General features: G+C 50.1%; 12 protein-coding genes. 2 read left to right on the top strand and 10 right to left on the bottom strand.

Going from position 1 to position 17,396, the window contains the following annotated elements:
• Positions 1-8: 8 nt before the first annotated feature.
• The 5 genes from H9S92_RS17190 to H9S92_RS17170 all read right to left on the bottom strand — a co-directional run bounded on the left by H9S92_RS17190 (position 9) and on the right by H9S92_RS17170 (position 8,332).
• Positions 9-2,525, bottom strand: coding sequence for an alpha/beta fold hydrolase (locus H9S92_RS17190; protein WP_187467923.1), 2,517 nt, complete (start codon positions 2,523-2,525; stop codon positions 9-11).
• 53 nt (positions 2,526-2,578) lie between these two features.
• The gene (locus H9S92_RS17185) at positions 2,579-3,124 is read right to left on the bottom strand and encodes a hypothetical protein (protein ID WP_187467922.1); all 546 of its coding nucleotides are present in this window, start codon (positions 3,122-3,124) and stop codon (positions 2,579-2,581) included.
• A 1-nt stretch (position 3,125) separates the two neighbouring features.
• Positions 3,126-3,857 (bottom strand): uracil-DNA glycosylase family protein, encoded by a 732-nt coding sequence (locus H9S92_RS17180; protein ID WP_187467921.1) that lies wholly within the window; start codon positions 3,855-3,857, stop codon positions 3,126-3,128.
• A 40-nt stretch (positions 3,858-3,897) separates the two neighbouring features.
• A complete protein-coding gene (locus tag H9S92_RS17175) occupies positions 3,898-6,585 on the bottom strand; it encodes a DEAD/DEAH box helicase (protein WP_187467920.1) in 2,688 nt (895 codons plus the stop codon).
• Between the two features lie 193 nt (positions 6,586-6,778).
• Complete coding sequence (locus H9S92_RS17170; RefSeq protein ID WP_246463959.1) at positions 6,779-8,332, bottom strand: site-specific DNA-methyltransferase; 1,554 nt, start codon at positions 8,330-8,332, stop codon at positions 6,779-6,781.
• On the opposite strand from H9S92_RS17170, the gene H9S92_RS22365 reads away from it, so the two are divergent.
• Positions 8,285-8,476, top strand: a complete 192-nt coding sequence (locus H9S92_RS22365; protein WP_246463961.1) for a hypothetical protein — start codon at positions 8,285-8,287, stop codon at positions 8,474-8,476. The genes H9S92_RS17170 and H9S92_RS22365 overlap by 48 nt on opposite strands.
• Positions 8,477-9,061: 585 nt before the next feature.
• Here the strand turns inward: H9S92_RS22365 and H9S92_RS17165 are convergent.
• Positions 9,062-10,183: a hypothetical protein gene (locus H9S92_RS17165; protein ID WP_187467918.1), complete on the bottom strand. Its 1,122-nt coding sequence runs from the start codon at positions 10,181-10,183 to the stop codon at positions 9,062-9,064.
• A gap of 271 nt (positions 10,184-10,454) precedes the next feature.
• On the opposite strand from H9S92_RS17165, the gene H9S92_RS17160 reads away from it, so the two are divergent.
• Positions 10,455-11,096 carry a M48 family metalloprotease gene (locus tag H9S92_RS17160; protein ID WP_187467917.1) on the top strand — a complete coding sequence of 214 codons (642 nt, stop codon included), beginning with the start codon at positions 10,455-10,457 and terminating at the stop codon, positions 11,094-11,096.
• A gap of 244 nt (positions 11,097-11,340) precedes the next feature.
• Here H9S92_RS17160 and H9S92_RS17155 read toward each other — a convergent pair whose 3' ends face one another.
• From H9S92_RS17155 to H9S92_RS17140, 4 genes are all read right to left on the bottom strand, one after another.
• Positions 11,341-12,108, bottom strand: a complete 768-nt coding sequence (locus tag H9S92_RS17155) for a hypothetical protein (RefSeq protein WP_187467916.1) — start codon at positions 12,106-12,108, stop codon at positions 11,341-11,343.
• A gap of 19 nt (positions 12,109-12,127) precedes the next feature.
• Positions 12,128-13,801, bottom strand: coding sequence for a PAS domain-containing sensor histidine kinase (locus tag H9S92_RS17150; protein ID WP_187467915.1), 1,674 nt, complete (start codon positions 13,799-13,801; stop codon positions 12,128-12,130).
• Between the two features lie 188 nt (positions 13,802-13,989).
• Positions 13,990-14,526 (bottom strand): hypothetical protein, encoded by a 537-nt coding sequence (locus tag H9S92_RS17145; RefSeq protein ID WP_187467914.1) that lies wholly within the window; start codon positions 14,524-14,526, stop codon positions 13,990-13,992.
• A 292-nt stretch (positions 14,527-14,818) separates the two neighbouring features.
• Positions 14,819-17,395 carry a DUF7017 domain-containing protein gene (locus tag H9S92_RS17140; protein WP_187467913.1) on the bottom strand — a complete coding sequence of 859 codons (2,577 nt, stop codon included), beginning with the start codon at positions 17,393-17,395 and terminating at the stop codon, positions 14,819-14,821.
• Between the last annotated feature and the right edge of the window lies 1 nt (position 17,396).

Here is a 17,396-nt window from a genome sequence, read left to right as displayed (position 1 = left end):
AGACACCTTTACTGTTTGACAAACTGAATCGTTCTATTTAAAGAAGAAGCCGTTAGTCGCAAATGATAAATGCCCGGCGTTAGGTTTTCTACATCGAAAGAAAAACTGTTAACGCGATTGTTCTTACTCAGAACCTTGGTAGCGACGGGTTGGCCGATTTGGTTGATGATCGTAGCTGATAGCTTCCCATAGAAGTTACCCGAGACTTCCAGATTAATAAGGTCTTTGACAGGATTGGGGCTGAGGGCGATTGCTAAGTCGGTGCGCGGGTCAGCGGTAGCAACGGTGGTCAGGTTAATTATTTGAGTAGTTGAGGTTGCTCCGCACTGATTCTCTGCCGTCAGGGTCACTTCATAAATTTCATTGGCCGGAAAAGTGTGTACGGGTGAAAACTCCGTACTTATCTGACCATCACCGAAGTCCCAGCGGTAACCCGGAGTTTCTCCGGAGAACTGGGTTTCATTTTCAAAGTTTACCGTTCTGCTGCTGGGAGCATCGTGGGTGAAAGCAGGGGTAGCGGTGGTAGAGACCTCTATATACGCTTCACGGATCAGCGTGTCGGCATTGGTTTCGTTATTGACGATCAGGCTTGCGGAATAGATGCCGTCGGCCGCGTAGGTAACCGTTGGGTTCGGAAGTATTGAAGTGGCGGGAGTTCCACCGGGGAATGCCCAAGCGAAAGAGGTTGGATTGCCCGTTGCTTCGCTGGCGTAGGTTACGCTAAAAGGCGCACAGCCCTGAACTGCATTTGCGGAAAAGGCCGCTACTACTGGCTCAGCGGGTGTTATGTTTACATAATGAGCGTAGGGAAAGCGCCAGCTATTAGCGGTTGGGATGCTGCCAAATTCGACATAATAATTCCCGGCTGGCACATTTGCGCTCAGGCTAAGCTGGCTATTCCCTTCAGCATCTGACTGAGCCAGGAGGTTACCGGCCAGGTCGTATAAAAAAACGCTAAACGTATGGACAGGAATATTCCAGACGCGAACGTCGGCCCTCCCGCCGGTGGGGACTTCGATAATGAAGTCGTCCCAATCGATGTTATCACCCGGAGGAGAGATAGGATGATTTTCGGCCTGTTCAGAAGCGTAGGAGAATTGTAACCTTTCGAGCGGAAGAGGATAGGCTAGTTCGTAGAAGTCCGGTTCGTCGAGGGCGAGAATGATGGTTGCCGTGTTTTCCTTATGGATATCCGTATGGGAAGTGGTCACCAGGTAGCGGTCAGCATGTTGGTTGACAAGCGGTGGTGGGGCGTATAGGTAGTTGTTGAAATCTGCGCGGGTAGCGTCCACTACGCCATCGCCACTGGAAGAAGGAAAATTGTTTCCTACTCCAACAATACACGCGTAATCGACCAGCGTTGGCGATGCTTTTTCATTTAGGCCGACGATAAGATCACCCGTTTGGCCGTTACAATTAACATCGTTGTTCACGAACCCAGAGAAAAAGCTTTCCGTTCCTCCGTTAAGGTACTGTCCATTAAATAAAGGAGAGGTGTAGCGTAAATCACGGGTGGCTTCTGCCCTTTCGTCTATACCAATTAGTGAGCTGAGGATACCGCCAGAAAGGTTACTTCCGCCGTGCGGTGTTCCGATAGTAAGCAACTTGGCGACATGGTGGTCTCCATCCGGTTGCCAGTTCTCTGGATTCTGGAGATACTCCCTACTGGCAAGACCTCCCATACTGTGCCCCACCAGGATAACCTTATCGGCACCGGAAAAGGTGAGAACCTTTTCAACGGCGTCGCGAATAGCCCAGCCTTGCTTAACGATAGCGGATTGGTTGCTTTCAAAGTTGTTGAAGGGGATAAAGTCGTCGCTAACGAAGAGCTCCCCCACAGCATTGACGTCAAAGTTGACGGTGTAGAAATCGCCAGACCGCAGGTTGTCCTGGTCCACAAAAGAACGGATAATGGTATCGGAATTGTTTTGATTGTTATCGGGATTGAGGCAATAATCTAGTCGGCCACCATAAATCCAGCCGAAGTTGCTGCGGGCATCGAAAGCAAAATCGTCCCAAGTCTTGCTGTTCCCGTTGAGGCCGTGAACGAAAATTATGGGATAGTTGTAGCGTTGGGTGGGGGCGATGAAGTTATTGATCGTGAGCCGGGTGCAATTCTGACCGTCCGATACACAGAAGAGGTTTGCGTTGTCGGATTCGGGGACCTCGTCGAAGGGGTCAACTTCGAGTGCGACGAAATAGTCGCCAGCTAACAGCGCAGTCGAGATTGGGTAGAAAAACTCTACTTCCTGTTCTTCACCAGGCGCTAGCGGGCGGATGGAGACGCGGCTTACAAGTTCCGTTGGCTCGATGGTTAGGTCCTGACTGTAGGAGATAAAAAGATAGTTGGCAGCAGCGGCCACATTACCAACATTGACTACCGTTGTCCTGACGGTGAGGATATCACCCTTCTCGATTTGTTGAGGTTCAAAACTCGCCTGCCTGACAACGAGGTTGGCCTGGGCGAAAATCACGGGGGAGGTTAGCATTATGCTTAGGAAAAGGGCGTAGATGAGACGAAACATTATTCAGGGTATTTTGTAAAAAGTGTACATTCAAAAGTAGCAAACTTTACGGTCTATTCGTTTTGAGCATCAGTAGCTTTCCAAAACTCTTCGATTTCCCAGAAAGCTTTCCCCTGGTTCACCTCGCGCAGGTAATTCAGGGCTGTTTGGTAGGCTTCAGCATCGAAAGTCGACCAATGAAAACCCAGCTTGGGCGGGTACTTGAGATGGGTCTTCTTCTTGACTTCCTTCAGCAATATCCCATCAATCGGAGGGTGAGCGACCTTGCTAAGCACAGCGTCCGGATACTGAGATACATAGACAGTTTTGATATAGATAGCGATGATTTTAGCGACTCGGCCGTAAATATTCTGCTGAGGTTTAGATAACTTATCTACCAAAATCAGCGTCAGTTCCCCTACTCTCTCTGCGTGCCACTGATCGAATTCCGCTGCAGTGGGAGAAGACTGGTAAATGTCCGACAGCTTTTCACGGAAACCAGTTGATTCCAGTGCTGCAATAATGGTTGTAGTAGTACCACCACCCCAACCCCGCTGCGCCGCACGGGCGGCCGTCCAGCAAGCGAAACGGTGAAGGTGTTCTTTGTGGGAGTACGACATATTATTTACGGTTTTTAAGCAATGATTTGACCTCCTCCGCAATTTTCGTCGCCGAACGGCTTTGCGGGTGGGGAGCCACAATCAAGCGGACCACTTCACCCTCTGCCCAACTTACATCGCCAACGTATTCCAACACGGATCCATCGTAAGGTATTTTGATCGTTGCGTTCGCACTGGCCAACAAGTGCGCTGCGTAGTTCAGGCCCGAAAGGCAGACGATGTTGCGGGGCTGGTAATGCGCGATTTCGGCCAGCAGCAGCTCATGGGAGGCTTGCCCCATCACCTTGACCATTTTTCCCGTTGGGTTCATTTTAGCGGGGGCGATCTTGAAAAAATTGGTCCAGACGATGTCGTCCCACCACTGTTCTCCCGCTTGGTTACGTTCCCTGCTGATCTGTCGGATGACTTGCCAGAACTGGGACTTGGCAGTATTGTAGCCACTGCTGCTGTTTTGCCAGTATTTTTCTACCCAATCGAGGCGATCTTTGTGAGCGACGGCTACGTGCTTGTCTTCCAGAATTCTTTGGAGGTGTCCTTCGAGATCTTGCTGTAATTCTTTAACCGTAAATTCCCAGTGCCAGCCATTTAGGGCGCGGCCGATGTACATCGTATCTACGGCTTCGCCGGGGCCGCGCATGGGGTGAAAGGCGACGAGTTGCTTCCCCGAAAACTGGTGGGATTTGCTGGCGATGGTTTCGAGGAGGTGGCGGTAGGCGGTGGGGATCGTATTCATGGATTTAGCGTTTTTATGTTATTTTTTTATATTCAATTTCTCAATTACTAAACTCCCCCATCAACCCCCGCACACTCCGCTGAAGTTGCACCGCCGTATGCGGCACCAACGCATACCGCCACGGCTTACCACCGTACTCTGCGGTATGCGCCGAAGCGTACTTACAGTACTCCCGGGCGGCCACCGCCTTATCCTGCACGTCTTTGGCCTCCATCTCCTTGGCCATCTTGGGCTCTACCATGTAGATGGCATCCTCACACTCCACGACGAAGTCGGGGACGTACATACCCTCTTGGCCGTAGTAAATCCGGAACTGTTTCCGGGCCGGGCGCATCCAGCGCACCACGTAGTCGTCCTGCTCGCAGAGCTGGGCGAAGAGCTGCTCTGGGTAAGTGTCGAATTTATAGTGTTGGTGGCAGGCTTTGGCAAAGCCCGTGAAAAGCTTCATCTTCAGCACACTAGCGTTGCCGATGTTGGACTTAAAGTCCTCAATCTGCTCATTGTCGTACTTGGTATAATTGTGGGGCTCGATTTGGGTAAAGGGCTTAGTATGGATGTCTACCTCCGTAAATTCCAGCGCTTCAAGGTAGAAATGGTCCATCATCTGCCGGTAGATCAGCTTAGTTATGACGTGGCGGTTCATGTACACTACGTTGTGCACCTCTTCCTCGTCTTTAAGGTAAGAACGGTAGTGCGCTACGGCCTGCTCCACCAGTTTTGCCAACAGCGGCTTTTGCTCCTCATAGTTGATTTCTCCCTCGTTCACCAGTTCGTTCAGAATCAGGTTAAACGGAGGCGCGTTGTTCACGTTCTGGTTGTTCGTAGCCAGGGAACTGATCTTACCGCTCTGCATTTCCCGAATCAGGATCTCGTGGCTCACCGGCTGTTGGTTCAGGCCAGAAACGTCGAGGTCGAAGTCGGTAAAGCCGTTTTTTTGGCCCTCCTTCGGCGTGATGGAGATGCGGGGGATGGAGATGAATTTTTCTACGAAGGTATTGACCACCCGTTCGTACACCGCTTCCACCTCACTCGCCAAGTCTGCCGCATACAAACCCGGAGCCTGCCCGTAGCTTAGCTTCTCTACCGTCCGCCGCACTACCTCCGCCCGGACTTCGGGGGTGCGCAGTTCTTCTACCGACTTCACCGCATTGTTCATTTTCGGCAGCTCCCCGTGGACGGCCCGCATCAGGCTGTTTTCCCGCTTCGCTTCAGCACGGTGCACCGGTTCGGTCATTTGCGCAATCTCCGCTTCCCGCGCCTCGTAAATGCTTTCGGCGTAGGACGGGGTCGAGACGATCTCCTTGCGGCGGCTCAGTTCCTCGGGGTCGATTTCGATGATGAAGTCTTTGTTGATGATGGAACCCGGCTTATTGGCCTCATCAACGATGGCCTGGAAATTGTCGTGCGCCACGATGCTGAGCCGGTCCACCAGCTCGTCGCCCGTGAGGCGACCGTAGGGCAGGCGCAGGCCGCGACCAATCGTCTGCTCCGTCAGGGTATCCGAAGCGGAGGCCCGTAGCGGCACGATGGTGTACAAGTTCGTCACGTCCCAACCCTCTTTGAGCATATTGACGTGGATGACGATTTCCGTGGTATTCTCCCGGTCTTCCAGGCTCACCAACTGCGCGATGTTGTCGTCCTTCTCCGAGCCCTTCTGGCTGGAGTGAATGTCCATCACCTTATCGGCGTAACGCCCCTCGAAGAATTCCTCCGACTGGATAAAGCGCTTCAGTTCACTGGCGTGGGTCGTGTCTTTGGCCACCACCAGGATAAAGGGCTTCACCGTCGGCCCGCCATTTTCCCGGGCGTAGAGGTCGAGGGCGGTGCGCGACTGTTCGTGCAGGGCAATACCGTCGCGCAGTTTGATGCGGTCCAGCTCCTGCGGGTTATAGTCTTCCGGTTTGAAGTCTTTGCGGGTCGTCACCGCTGGCTTTTTAACGAAGCCATCGCGGATGGCTTTGGCCAGGCTGTATTCGTACACCACGTTTTTAAACTTCACGGTTTTGTTGCCGCTTATTACCTGCGGCGTGGCCGTCAGTTCCAGCCCCAGTACGGGGTTGAGCTCATTGAGCACCCGCAGCCCGCGGTCGGCGCGGTAGTGGTGGCTCTCGTCCATCACCAGCACCAGGTCGGGCAGCCCGGCCAGGTAGTTGAAGTAGCTCTGCCCCAGGTACTCGGCCATCTTGCGGATATTGGGCGTGGTGCTTCCCTTTTCCTTGCTGTTGATTTTGGAGATGTTGAACACATTGATGTTCACCTCCGAGCGGATGAGGCGGCTGGCCGCGTACTCCCGGTAATTGTCTCCGGTAATCACGTTGGGCTCGTCTTTAAAAATGGTGCCCAGCAGCCCTTTGAAAACGTATTTTTTGCCGTTGGGCCGGCCAAAGTCATCAATCAGCTTATTGTAAATCGTCAGGTTGGGCGCCAGCACAAAAAAGTTGTTCACCCCGTGCACCTGGTGCAAGTAGGCAATGAAGGCCCCCGCCAGCCGGGTTTTGCCCACGCCAGTAGCTAGGCTGAACGTAAGCGACGGAAAGTCGCGCTCAAACTCCGCAAAAACGGCACTGTGCTTTTTTACCTTGGCCAGTTCGGCGCTGAGGAAGCTGGCTTCGCCGCCGCCTTTCTCCAGGCGGAGGTCGGCCGCAATAGCGGCCAGCAAGTCGAGGCTCTCCCGCTGGGGTGCGCGCAGGGAGAGGCGGTTGCTGATGAAATTGGCTTTATTATTCATTGCTCTAAGGGTGGAAAACTTTCTGCTAAAAAGAAGAATACGGGCGCGGACGCAGGTGCGGGGGAAGTTGGCCCCCCAACCCCCGAAGGGGGAGGAGCGGGGGAAGGGACGCCGCCGTTCCCATTAGGATCAGCCCTCGGGAGTATTTTGGCCGACGGCGTCAGGACAAAATTGCCTCCGGGGGGACAATCGCTCAGTCGAAGATGGTTTTTTGCTTGCCGAATTTGCGGACTTGTTCGGCTTCCGCAGCCTGGGCCTCGCGCTGGGCGGCGGGGACGAAAGGTTCGGCAGCGGCGTCTTTGGGCAAGTCGATGATGTTGAGGCTGTAGTCGTCTTTACCAAATTCGCAGCGGCCCGCCAGGATAGCGGGGATTTTGTGGAGGTTGATCCGGGGGTCGCGCCCCTCGGCGGCCGCCCGGTAGGCTTTGCAGCAAACCAGGAGGCTTTCCCCTTCCCCAAGTTGCTCGGCGAGGTGATCGATGGTTTCCGGGGTGATGAGCTGGGTGGTGACGTAGAGGTAGTCTTTTTCGCTGCTGTAGGCCTGCTTCCAGTAGCGGTCGGGGTCGGGGGCGTAGGTGTAGCCCTCGTGCTTGGCCAGGGCGGCGGCCAGCTGGTCGGCATTGTAGCTTTCGTCTATGACCCACTGGCCCAGGTCGTCTTTGCGCAGCAGCGAAGGGGCCAGGTTGTAGAACTTGAAACCACCGCCACCCCGCCAGTTTTGGGCTTTGGTGATGCCGCCCTCGTCTAGCCCATCCACCACTTTTTTCAGCCGGGGCAGGCAGTGGGTGTTGGCGTGCTCGCCCAGCTCAATGCCGATCCACCGACGCCCCATCTTGTGCGCCACGGCGGCAGTGGTCCCGGAACCCAGGAAGGAGTCGAGGACTAGGTCGCCGGGGTTGGTGGCGATATTAATTACTCTTTCAACTAAAGCCTCAGGCTTAGGAGTTTCAAAAGCCTTACGACCAAAAATACCCTTGATTTCCATTTTTGAGGTCCGGTTAGTGCCAACATCCTCATGTCTCCAAATTGTTTCTGGCGGAACACCATTTAACACTTTGTACATAACTCTATAATTTACTGACCAGCCGTTTCTCCCTGGGGTAATATCAATCCTATGTGCATCCTTTTTGGCCTTTTCTTCACTCCACCTCCACCGACCTTTAGAACCATCTTGACGCATTGGATATACTTCTGATCCATCTGGTGCGATAATCGGATAGTACATACTAGGGCGATCTTCAGCACCGTCTTCAAAACCCATCGCCCTAAGGGGCTTAGGATAATACGGCACGCCATTTTCGTCTACGCGATCATAGTGGCTAGGGACATCTTCAACGTCAACAGTTTTAATCTTTAGCCCCCCCTTATTCTTTGCGTACACAAGCAGATGATCGTGTCGTGTAGAAAAGTATTTAGCATCCATTCTAGGGCTATCCGACTTCTCCCAAATTACGTTGGCGATAAAGTTACTCCTTCCAAAAATTTCATCGCACATCACTTTAAAATAGTGTGCTTCGTTATCATCAAGAGTTACGTAAAGACTCCCATCCTCGCTAAGAAGTGAATGAATCTGATTAATCCTCTGATGCATTAGGGAAAGCCATAACGAGTGCTCCACCCCATCATCGTAGTGCTCAAACGCTGATCCGGTATTATACGGCGGATCGATAAACACGCACTTCACCTTCCCGGCGTACTCTTGTTCGAGTGCTTTGAGGGCGAGGAGGTTATCGCCGTGGATGAGCATATTTTCGGTGTGGGCTTCGCCGTAGGATTTATCGGGGTCTTCGATGAGGAGTCGGGGTTCGAGTTTGGGTTCTTCTCCTTTGCCGATCCAGGTGAGTTCGAGGCGTTGGTGGGGCATGTGGGGTACTTTGGCGGAGTGGACTAAATGACTGCGGATTGGGGTTGCTTTGGCCAGAAAAGACAAATGCGGGGGTTAAGATATGTAAACGGTGGGTAGCTTGTGGCAAACGTGGGTAAAAATTGTATGCTGAGGGCGCTGGGCTGGGGGGTGGGGCATTGCTCCTTGTCCCTTCTCCCCCCTTCGGGGGGTCGGGGGGGAGCACCTGCGGCCGCGCCCTAGCAAACGTAAGCATCAGCGCACGAAGGGGTGTCCGGCCTGGAATAGGCATTGCCTTTGCCCTGAATTGTTGGAGTACTTCCGCCGGAGGAGAGAGAGCGTAAAACGTCCGGGTTCTTCCTGCTGCGCTGGCGGGACGAAGCAGCTTCCTCCGCCGAAGGGGGCTAGGCGAGGGAACAGAGCCCACAAAACCTGTCTTGCCGATTTGCAGGCCATCCCACCAAACGGAACGAAAGGTGAGCGCCTGGATTAAAGCAAGCGGTGCATTTGATAAGTCCTGGTGGGGGGCGGACTGAACGGCTGGTTTGCTGCCGAGTGGCAGCGGGTAAACCGCAGGGATGAACTTAGCGTGTCTAAAGGAGTAGCGATGCGGGGCAACAAGTAAGGCGTTGGCTATTTTTCTGGCGAGGGAGCTGGCTCTGCTGGTTTTGGGGTGAAGGGGTTGGAAGAAAAGCGAAAAGAAAGATTGAGGAAGGGGTTCAAACGGTAGGCATTATCGTAGAGGTCCTCTGTATTCACAATTTCCTTTAGCAATCGGTCAGTGGCGTATTGCCCGGCCAACACCCGCTGTTCGTGGGCGGTTAAGCCTATGGACAGGTGGAGATTTTGATGGTAACTAAAGCCAACGCCTAAATACACGGAGGGCTGGCTGACGTTGAGTCCAAAGCCGCCACTAATTCCTGTACGCAAGCCAGTGCCCGACTTTTCGGCCGGGACCCAATTAAAGAAGATTGTGGGTAGTAGATCAAACCAATCGTTAGGCTTTGCCTCATCAATCCGAAAAAGAGAATCTACGGGTGTGAGGAAATAAGATTCCTGTTCACTAATCAGGTAGGGACGAAGACTCAATCCAAAGGTGGTTTGCCACTGTCCGCGACTGGGCGTACGGTAAACGAAGTTCCAGTCAACAACCTTTTCGCCTCCAAACCTGGTGATGTCTACGTGCAAAGTTTGCCCTGCCCGCAACTTAGACACACCGATGGATAGAAAAGACTGTGCTTTGGTCATCAGCGCATTGAGCTCCCTTACTTCGGTCTCACAACTAGCATTAACAGAGTTGCTATAGAGGGTTTTAAGGGTGTCGATAATTTGCCCCCGCAGTTTGGGGAGGTCCTCTTCTTTGGCAGCGCCTAGCAAGAGGGAATGCAGGCCTTTAATTTTATCACACGGTGCAGGGAGGGATGGATTGTAGCCTGACACCTTATTCAAGTAAGCGTTGCTGGAAAACTGTACATCGCCGGGTAAACTGATCGCTTCGATTATTTGCTCCCGAACGTATACATTGATTTGGTAGCGGTACTTTTCGTTAAGTAGCCGGTTGCTCACCATGAGTTGTAAAGTGTCGGTTGGCGCAATCTCTTTCTGGTAAGTCCCGGGGGCAAGTGATAAATCGATGGGATAAGCTGATACGAGGAGCTGCCGCTCGCTACGGTTTCCACTCTGCCCAAGTAGCACGCTAGTCAGGAGGAACAGACCAAAAAAAGGTATCAACCAAGGGAAACGGCGATAAAACATGGGCATCGGGAGTTCTCGGGTCGTAAAATACGGCTAAGTCCACGACAGTAGAAAATTTTGTTTCCCTGGCCCCTGGGGCGGATGAATTTGCCTTTGTATCGTCCACGGGTACAATCGTTAATAATTGTGAATCCCGGGACACAAGATTTTAAATCATTTTGCTACTAAAATAAAAATCAAAACTAAATAACCTGAAATTCCAAGTTTATTGATCTAACGCGCATGGAAAAGGAATCCCCCCACCTTTGCACTGTACCAAAAAACCTTTACCATGAACGTTGTACGTATTTTCATTTTCCACCTGTGCTTGATTGCACTTTCCCCCTTGGTTGCCCAATCATTCCATTCTACACCTACTGCCATTGACGCTGAACTGGAGTGCCAGCTTCCCGCAGAAATGCAGGAAATTTACTGCGAGGACGAAGCGGTGCTTCAGCGCTTGCTGGAGGTGATCTGCGGGCCGAATGGGCTGTGGGCTGCGGACTTTCGGGTGCGCGTAGTAGTAAATAAGGATGGCACTCCGTTGGACAATGCCTTAACCTGCGAGCGGAACGGAAAAATTTGGATTGGCTGGGCCTTGTTGCAGAAGGTTTCCGACGATGCACTGGCCGTCCTTCTTTTCCACGAAGTCGGTCACCGCTACCCTCGGGCCGTCGAGAACGCAGCCTGGCTTACCCCCCAAGAACGAGCTGTTTTGGACGATTTGAATTCCTCCCAGCGTAGCGAGATTCAGGCCGACCTAGCCGCGTATGGCTTCCTGCTTAAAGCTGGATATGCTCCTGAGCGCATTCGGCGGGCCTTCTGGGAGATCAAAAAGGTATTGAAATCAGGCCCTCACCAGTTTCACTCGCTTACCCACCCTTCCATGGAGCAACGGGAAATCATCCTGAATGGGTTTCTTTCCCGTAACTAAAAGGGGTTACTTCACGATTTTGGCTGATGAACGACGCGCTGGCGGTTCATCAGCCATTTTCGTTGGAGCTTGTCCATAATTTTAGATACTCCCAATCACTGCTAGAGGCGGCGGCGACCGTAAATGTAGACGGTACTTTGAGGGCATTGCGCTCATGCTCAGAAACTCCTGCACAGCGAGCCGGAGGTTCTACACAGCCACCACTTGGTGGACAGAGGGCATAAGCAAAACTTCCCCTTAGTCCTTAGTCCTTTTTCTGAATACTCAGGCCACAAAGCTCTTCTACGTAACGGATAATTTCAAGATTGCCTTCTGCAAGAAAGTGCAATAAATACCATACATCGTTCCAGTCATCTTCGGAAGGACTTCTCCCGGAAGTAGTTTTTATTCCAGACAGCCCATCTATTCTGGCTTCACGGAACTTGCTTTTTTGCACGGCTATTGACGCATAGCCAAGATCAAGCATAGCTTTATTAGAAAACCCTTTGGCGATCCCCATTACCGCTCCGCCCAATACGGGAGAAAGATATTCGGATTTAAAGGTTGCCGTATTAATACCTCCGAAGTAATTATTGCCATTTACTGCTGCATCAAGGGCCAGTTGAACATGATTACTAAAGTCTCTTTTGGGAATAAAGACCTTTACTCCGGCATCGTAGAGCGGACTAAATACATTAGAACCTTCATAAGTAGTCATAATGACTAAACTAATGTTACCCGAAAGGCCATTGTTTGGATCTAGGAGATACTTGGCAACATCAATTCCCAAATATTCTTGTTTCACCCCTGCCCCGAAATTTATATCTAGCAATATAGTGATCAAAACATTTGAATTGGCCTTGATGCGCTCCCTCAGTGAGCGTACTAGTTTACCTTGAGCGAAGTCATCAAGGCTGCCGGGATTGGGTATTCGCTCGATGACTTCGAAGTTTTTCGCCCTAGTAGAGATCGTGTCTAACACCCCAAGAGTGAACTCGTGGCTATCCTCTACAATAATGAGTGGATGCTTCATGGTTTTGTCTTTTTAATCGTTAATTAAATAATGGAAGTATGATTTTAATCTCAGTTCCATCCAAGGGGCCGGTACGGGCCACGTAAATAGTACCGCCAGCTTCTTTTACGAAAGAAGCCGCGATGAAGGATCCCATTCCCGAGTTGTCACTTAAAGGATTGAATAGCTTCACTGCCTGCTCCGGCGTCATCCCTTCCCCTGTGTCAACCACACTTATCATCAGGTCTCCATCTTCATTAACCGTTGCGGTCAGACTGACTTTCTTGACAGGCTGATCTGCTACTGCTTTAAATGAGTTTGATAAAATATTGCGTAAAACGGCCTCTAAGATGCGTTGATCTGTGTGGATAACGATTGGTTCGGTGACATTATACTCGACTTCGACTTCGTAGACTTCGGCAGACAGTCTGTAAACTCTTGCAACATCTTCGATTAACTGATTAAGGTCAACATTCACCTTACATTCCTTCTCGACGAATGGAGATCGATATTTAGCGTAAACGTTCATGGAAAGCACAAAACTTTCGTAAGACACGATTCCCGCGTGAATAATGTTTGCCGAATTAAGGATACTATCTTTTGAATCTCCATCATGTAGTTTGTACTGAAGGGTTTCTACCGCCATTCGAGCAGTATTAAGAGGGTATTTCATGTCATGAGCCACATAATCGAATATAGTGGCGATTTCAGTAATATCGGTTACTAATACTAATATTTTATGCTCATCGTTCACTAAGAATTTATTAAGTTTAACTGACGAGACCCTGGTTTTCCCACTAGCCCTTCCCGTATTCTGATAAGTCGATTCACCCCTTTCTAAGCACTCTTCAATTTTAGCAGCTGCTTCGGGATAGTAACTCACATCCAAGAAATTTTTACCTTCTACTTCGCCCATAAAATAAGACTTAAACTGTTTATTCGCCCACGATATTATCGCATTCGTGTCGAGTACTGCCATGCCAGTCGTAGTTTCGTCGATGGCAAGTTCTAACTCACTTATCTCGTTTTGCAGGTTGCTTGTGAGCTCTTTTCCTTTTTGGATTTGGCGCTTTCGATCTTCTAGTTTTTTTAAAAAAATAAAGTAACTGATGGGAAAAGCGATGATTCCAACTATGAGAATAAAAATTATTGCGGTTAATTTTGTGCGTATCTGGCTTTCATAATTTTTCGCAATTTCCTTTAGATCCCTAATTGCCACATCTCTATTAATGACGTAACCATAAATCCAAGCTTTCGTAGTGTCATAATAAACTGTGCCGAGGCGCGCTCCGCCATCAAGGCTATCTAACTTATAAGCGACCTTAACAAACTGGTTCGGCCTCTTCAGTACTTCTTCCTTAATCGATAGGAAGGCGGTATCACCTTTTGTTCCTAATGCTGCGAGATTAGTCTGACCTAGTTTTTCCGGATCAGGATGAACAATAATTTCTCCACTCAAGCTGTCAACAAAAAACCGGTGAGCCTTGTCCAAGTTTTCAGCATATGGTTGAAGTACGGCCAAATCCGTAATGTGCAGGTACCTTTCCAAGGAGTCCTTTGTACGTTGTGATGCGAGCTCCTCGGGCTCTAATGCCACAGATTGAAGGTTGGCAAGCTCTTTGCCGGAAGAACTATAGATAAGGTAAACCAGCACAAGAAGTATTCCGATCAATACAAAAAGAACAATTGTTGGCAAGAGTCGTCGTTGAAGCATGGCTAACTTGTTGTTTGCGGGGAGGCGAACATCGCAACGGTTGTTGACTCTTGTACTCCCCTTTGGCGCAAAGTTGATGTATATTTTTTATTCGATCTTGAAGAACAGTAAACTTTAAAGTTTAAAATTATAAACTCTGCTGTTCACAAAACTGATGCGGTGACCTCCTACAGGCACGCGCTTGGTCTTTATCCTAAAGTCTTAGTTTTCCAGTCTTCCAGAATCAAGGCCCCCAATCGTCCAGCCTCTGCCTCGGGTTTCATGCTGATCTTTTCGTTAAAAACTTTCAGGCTGCCCGTGTGATCCCTATCCCGTTCTGCCCAAAGTTGGATCATCAACCAGGATTCCACTTGCTCGGTTTTTTGCCTCTGCTTTTGGTGATCTTCCGCAGAACCGTTGAACTCGAACTCGTACAAAGGGTAAGCATGGTAAGTAATCTTTAGCTCTTTCAGCTTAGCAACTAAGCCAGCTTGATCTCCGACGGCAATTGCACAGTGCTTCCGAATGCCTTTAATGATCTGGTTCTCCGTAGAGGTTAGCTGGTTGAAGTGCCCAGCCATTCGATAAAATGGCGATCGAGCCATCGTATGCTTACGGTCTCCGGTCATCCCCACGTAGACGAGACGACGATCTTGATCTAGGATGGTTACAAAGTAGACGTAATATGCATGACGGAACCATTCTTGCTGTAGTTCAATAACTACCGGGGTGGGAGCATTCTTCATTTGGGTAAGGTAGGGTAAAGTTTCCACGCAAGAACTGAGCGAATACCCATGGTAGATAGATGCTTCTGATTTCCTAACGCCTTAGGCTAACGAGTGACCAAAACTTTCGCTTTGCGAAGGCCAAAGTTTGTTTTGAATAAGATCTCGTCCTCTCCCTAGATCCGTTGAAGCCTTAGATTCATTTACTACTTCAGCCTCTTGGCTCCACAGCCACATCTTTTTGAGTTCCAGTACAGCTTTGCTCGTAACAAATAAAATTCACGTTCAATCTCCCGCCTATGACACTTTCAAGCTACACTTCTTCAATCTTAGTAACCAGCCATTTCTCATTACTGTAAATGGCCATAGCGGAAACCTCGCAATTCTCGAAAATACCTGCATCGCTTAGTAGATTCCCTGGAACATAAATATCATTCAGAAAGCCAAAGGTTTTTCCATTTTTCCAGTTGACCGACACCTCACCAGATAGGTACTTGATCTTCTTCTTGAGGACTTCATCCGTAGGCACTATACTCAAAACGTTCCATTTGGTTTTGCCTGTTTTTTTGTTAATTTTCACGTACCCTCGAGCCATAAAATGGTCTCCTGGCGCAGGGCGAAGATCAGTGTCGCTGAAGTAAACAATGCCATCTGCGTTGCCTGCCGTCACGAAATGGAATAGCTTCTTCTCCGTATTTACAGTGTCTACCAAAACAAGTTCTTCTGGGAAAGCGGATTGTGCAGTTTCTTTTGACACGAATTGTGGAGCAATTAACGATGCGCTCTCCACTTTCGTCGGCTTCAGAATCATCAATATACCGTGGCCTATTTTTTTTGTTTTTACTTCGACTAGGAGTCTCCCCTTAATAAATTGGTCCTCTTTGGGGTTGCTTGGCAGTTCATTCAACGGAAAGAAGACGAGGTGCCCCTCCTGCGTAACTGCATGAACAACACCCTTCTCCCGATTGATATAGTCAATAACTGCGAAAGTTTCCGGTAAGGCCGACCACAGATCCTCGGTAGTAGCACGAAGAATCAAAGGACGAAAAACGATTTTGGTTCCGTCCTTAGAAAGTCCTTTGTGTAGCTTAACCTCTAGAATGGTTCCGGGCCTTGCTTTTTTTAATGGTAGAAAGCGTTTTGCAGTTACTGCCAAGGTAGTTTCTTTACCAGCGTAGAGTTTAATTTTCTCCTTGTCTTTATCGTCTTTCCAGCAGTCAACTACGACCATCTTTGTCCAAGGGATAGTAGCATAGGCAAAATCGTCGGCTGCGGCGATTAGGTCCGCGTAGTTGGGGCGGTTTAGCGCCTTGAAGTTAATTTGAGCGAGGGATGCTTTTAGTTTGGCATACTGTTCGTCGATCTTCCAGCCTTGCTTAACGCGGTAAGCGTGGTAAGTCTCTAACTCAAAGCTGGCCTCCGCCGGGCGCTCCAGTACCAGCAAGCATTTGGCCATGGATAGGCGGACGTCGCCAATAAAGTCTTCGTTTCGTTCGCTGGCGAGGGCTTTTGCCAGCATACCCGCCTTGATTTCTGCTTCGTCTTCATTTAGCAGGTCTGCGAATTCTTTCCACACGTAATACTTGTCACCAAGCGTAAGGGTGAGGTCCCGGTAGGCGGCGGTGGCGGCTTCGGTCTGTCCGTTGTGGCGAAGTAGTTTGGCGCGATCACGCGGCAGAAAGTCATCGAGGGGCAGCTTTTTAACTGCGATGGCATAGAGGTCGATCAACCAGTTAAGGCTATTTGGTGCAGCAGGATTTGCCAAGGCTACCTCGCTTGATTTCTTTAGTGCTTTTTGCGCTAGTGGCTTGATGGTGAATTCTCCGTTGTCTCCCTCCTTTACAGTCTCTTTCCAGTCGGCATCTCGCAATTTTGCCGGGTCCCAGCGTTTGAAGAAGGGTAGGAAGCGGGAGGCGTGGTGATCCTTGGTGAAGCGTTCGGCTAGTTGGAGCACCTCGGAGTGCCAATGGCTGGCGGGGTAATTGGTATAGACTTCCAGGTAATTAACCAGTAATGGCCATAGGTCGCCGAATCGGTTTTCGTTACCGGCTGTTAAAATCTGCCAGAATACCTGTTGTCGTAGTTCATCAATGATGCGGATCTCGTTGGTCTCGTCTTTGAAACCCGGTCGGGTATTGACCGTCGACATCAAATAAGGAATGTCGACACCGTGTGGATCGGCCACCAATTTTCGGCACAGGCGAGTGAACAGGGAGGGAATTGGCTTGCCATCAATATTTCCCTCCCTGACATCTTGGTGACTGAGGTTACGGGCGTCCCAGATTTTGAGGAAGTCCATTGTCCGCAGATTTGGGTCATTTTCAGCGTACTTCATGGTCCAATTCAGAATTTGAGAATGGACCATGGAGGGGCGGTCGTTTTTCAGGTCGAGGTAGCGCTTGAGCCAAGTACGCACCTGAACGGAAGTGTATTCTTCTGCTTTAGCTTTCAGTAGGCGGAAGATTGCCCAGCCATAAGTTTCGTGGTGGACGGGGCTCAGCTGGTTGGCGGCAAGCATGGAGGAAAACCCATTCACTGCTTCATCGTGGTCACCGTCTTTACTTTTTTGGTTGAAGGCACTGACCTGTTCATGAAATGGGTCGACAATCTTCGCCAGGTGTTCTTGCTGACCCTCGATGATGTCATCATGGGTCGTTAATTTTAGGAGCTCGTCATAATTACTTTGCGCCTGTGGGTAGTTCTCTGCGTTAGAAAAGAGTTTGCACAAGTCGATAAGGATCCAGGCGAGGGCGCGCTGGTTCCAGACATCATCATCAAAAGCGACGAGTTTCAGGCCTTGCATTTTCAAGTCAAGCAGAGCGGTTATTCTTGGACCTGGAGGTAGGCCTTTAGCTTCTTTTCTCTTTGCGAATAATTCGGTGGAGTCCATA

Origin of the sequence: Neolewinella lacunae (assembly GCF_014349155.1) — a bacterium.
Classification (GTDB): domain Bacteria; phylum Bacteroidota; class Bacteroidia; order Chitinophagales; family Saprospiraceae; genus Neolewinella; species Neolewinella lacunae.
The sequence above is the reverse complement of the archived record's forward strand: the minus strand, read 5'-3'. Positions and strand labels throughout refer to the sequence as shown.

What these genes read in the sequence shown, in the direction of transcription:
- H9S92_RS17180 (WP_187467921.1), bottom strand. Translation starts at nt 3,857, where the DNA reads ATGAATACGATCCCCACCGCCTACCGCCACCTCCTCGAAACCATCGCC.
- H9S92_RS17170 (WP_246463959.1), bottom strand. Translation starts at nt 8,332, where the DNA reads ATGCTCATCCACGGCGATAACCTCCTCGCCCTCAAAGCACTCGAACAA.
- H9S92_RS17145 (WP_187467914.1), bottom strand. Translation starts at nt 14,526, where the DNA reads ATGAAGAATGCTCCCACCCCGGTAGTTATTGAACTACAGCAAGAATGG.
- H9S92_RS17140 (WP_187467913.1), bottom strand. Translation starts at nt 17,395, where the DNA reads ATGGACTCCACCGAATTATTCGCAAAGAGAAAAGAAGCTAAAGGCCTA.
- H9S92_RS17150 (WP_187467915.1), bottom strand. Translation starts at nt 13,801, where the DNA reads ATGCTTCAACGACGACTCTTGCCAACAATTGTTCTTTTTGTATTGATC.
- H9S92_RS17185 (WP_187467922.1), bottom strand. Translation starts at nt 3,124, where the DNA reads ATGTCGTACTCCCACAAAGAACACCTTCACCGTTTCGCTTGCTGGACG.
- H9S92_RS17165 (WP_187467918.1), bottom strand. Translation starts at nt 10,183, where the DNA reads ATGTTTTATCGCCGTTTCCCTTGGTTGATACCTTTTTTTGGTCTGTTC.
- H9S92_RS17175 (WP_187467920.1), bottom strand. Translation starts at nt 6,585, where the DNA reads ATGAATAATAAAGCCAATTTCATCAGCAACCGCCTCTCCCTGCGCGCA.
- H9S92_RS17155 (WP_187467916.1), bottom strand. Translation starts at nt 12,108, where the DNA reads ATGAAGCATCCACTCATTATTGTAGAGGATAGCCACGAGTTCACTCTT.
- H9S92_RS17160 (WP_187467917.1), top strand. Translation starts at nt 10,455, where the DNA reads ATGAACGTTGTACGTATTTTCATTTTCCACCTGTGCTTGATTGCACTT.
- H9S92_RS17190 (WP_187467923.1), bottom strand. Translation starts at nt 2,525, where the DNA reads ATGTTTCGTCTCATCTACGCCCTTTTCCTAAGCATAATGCTAACCTCC.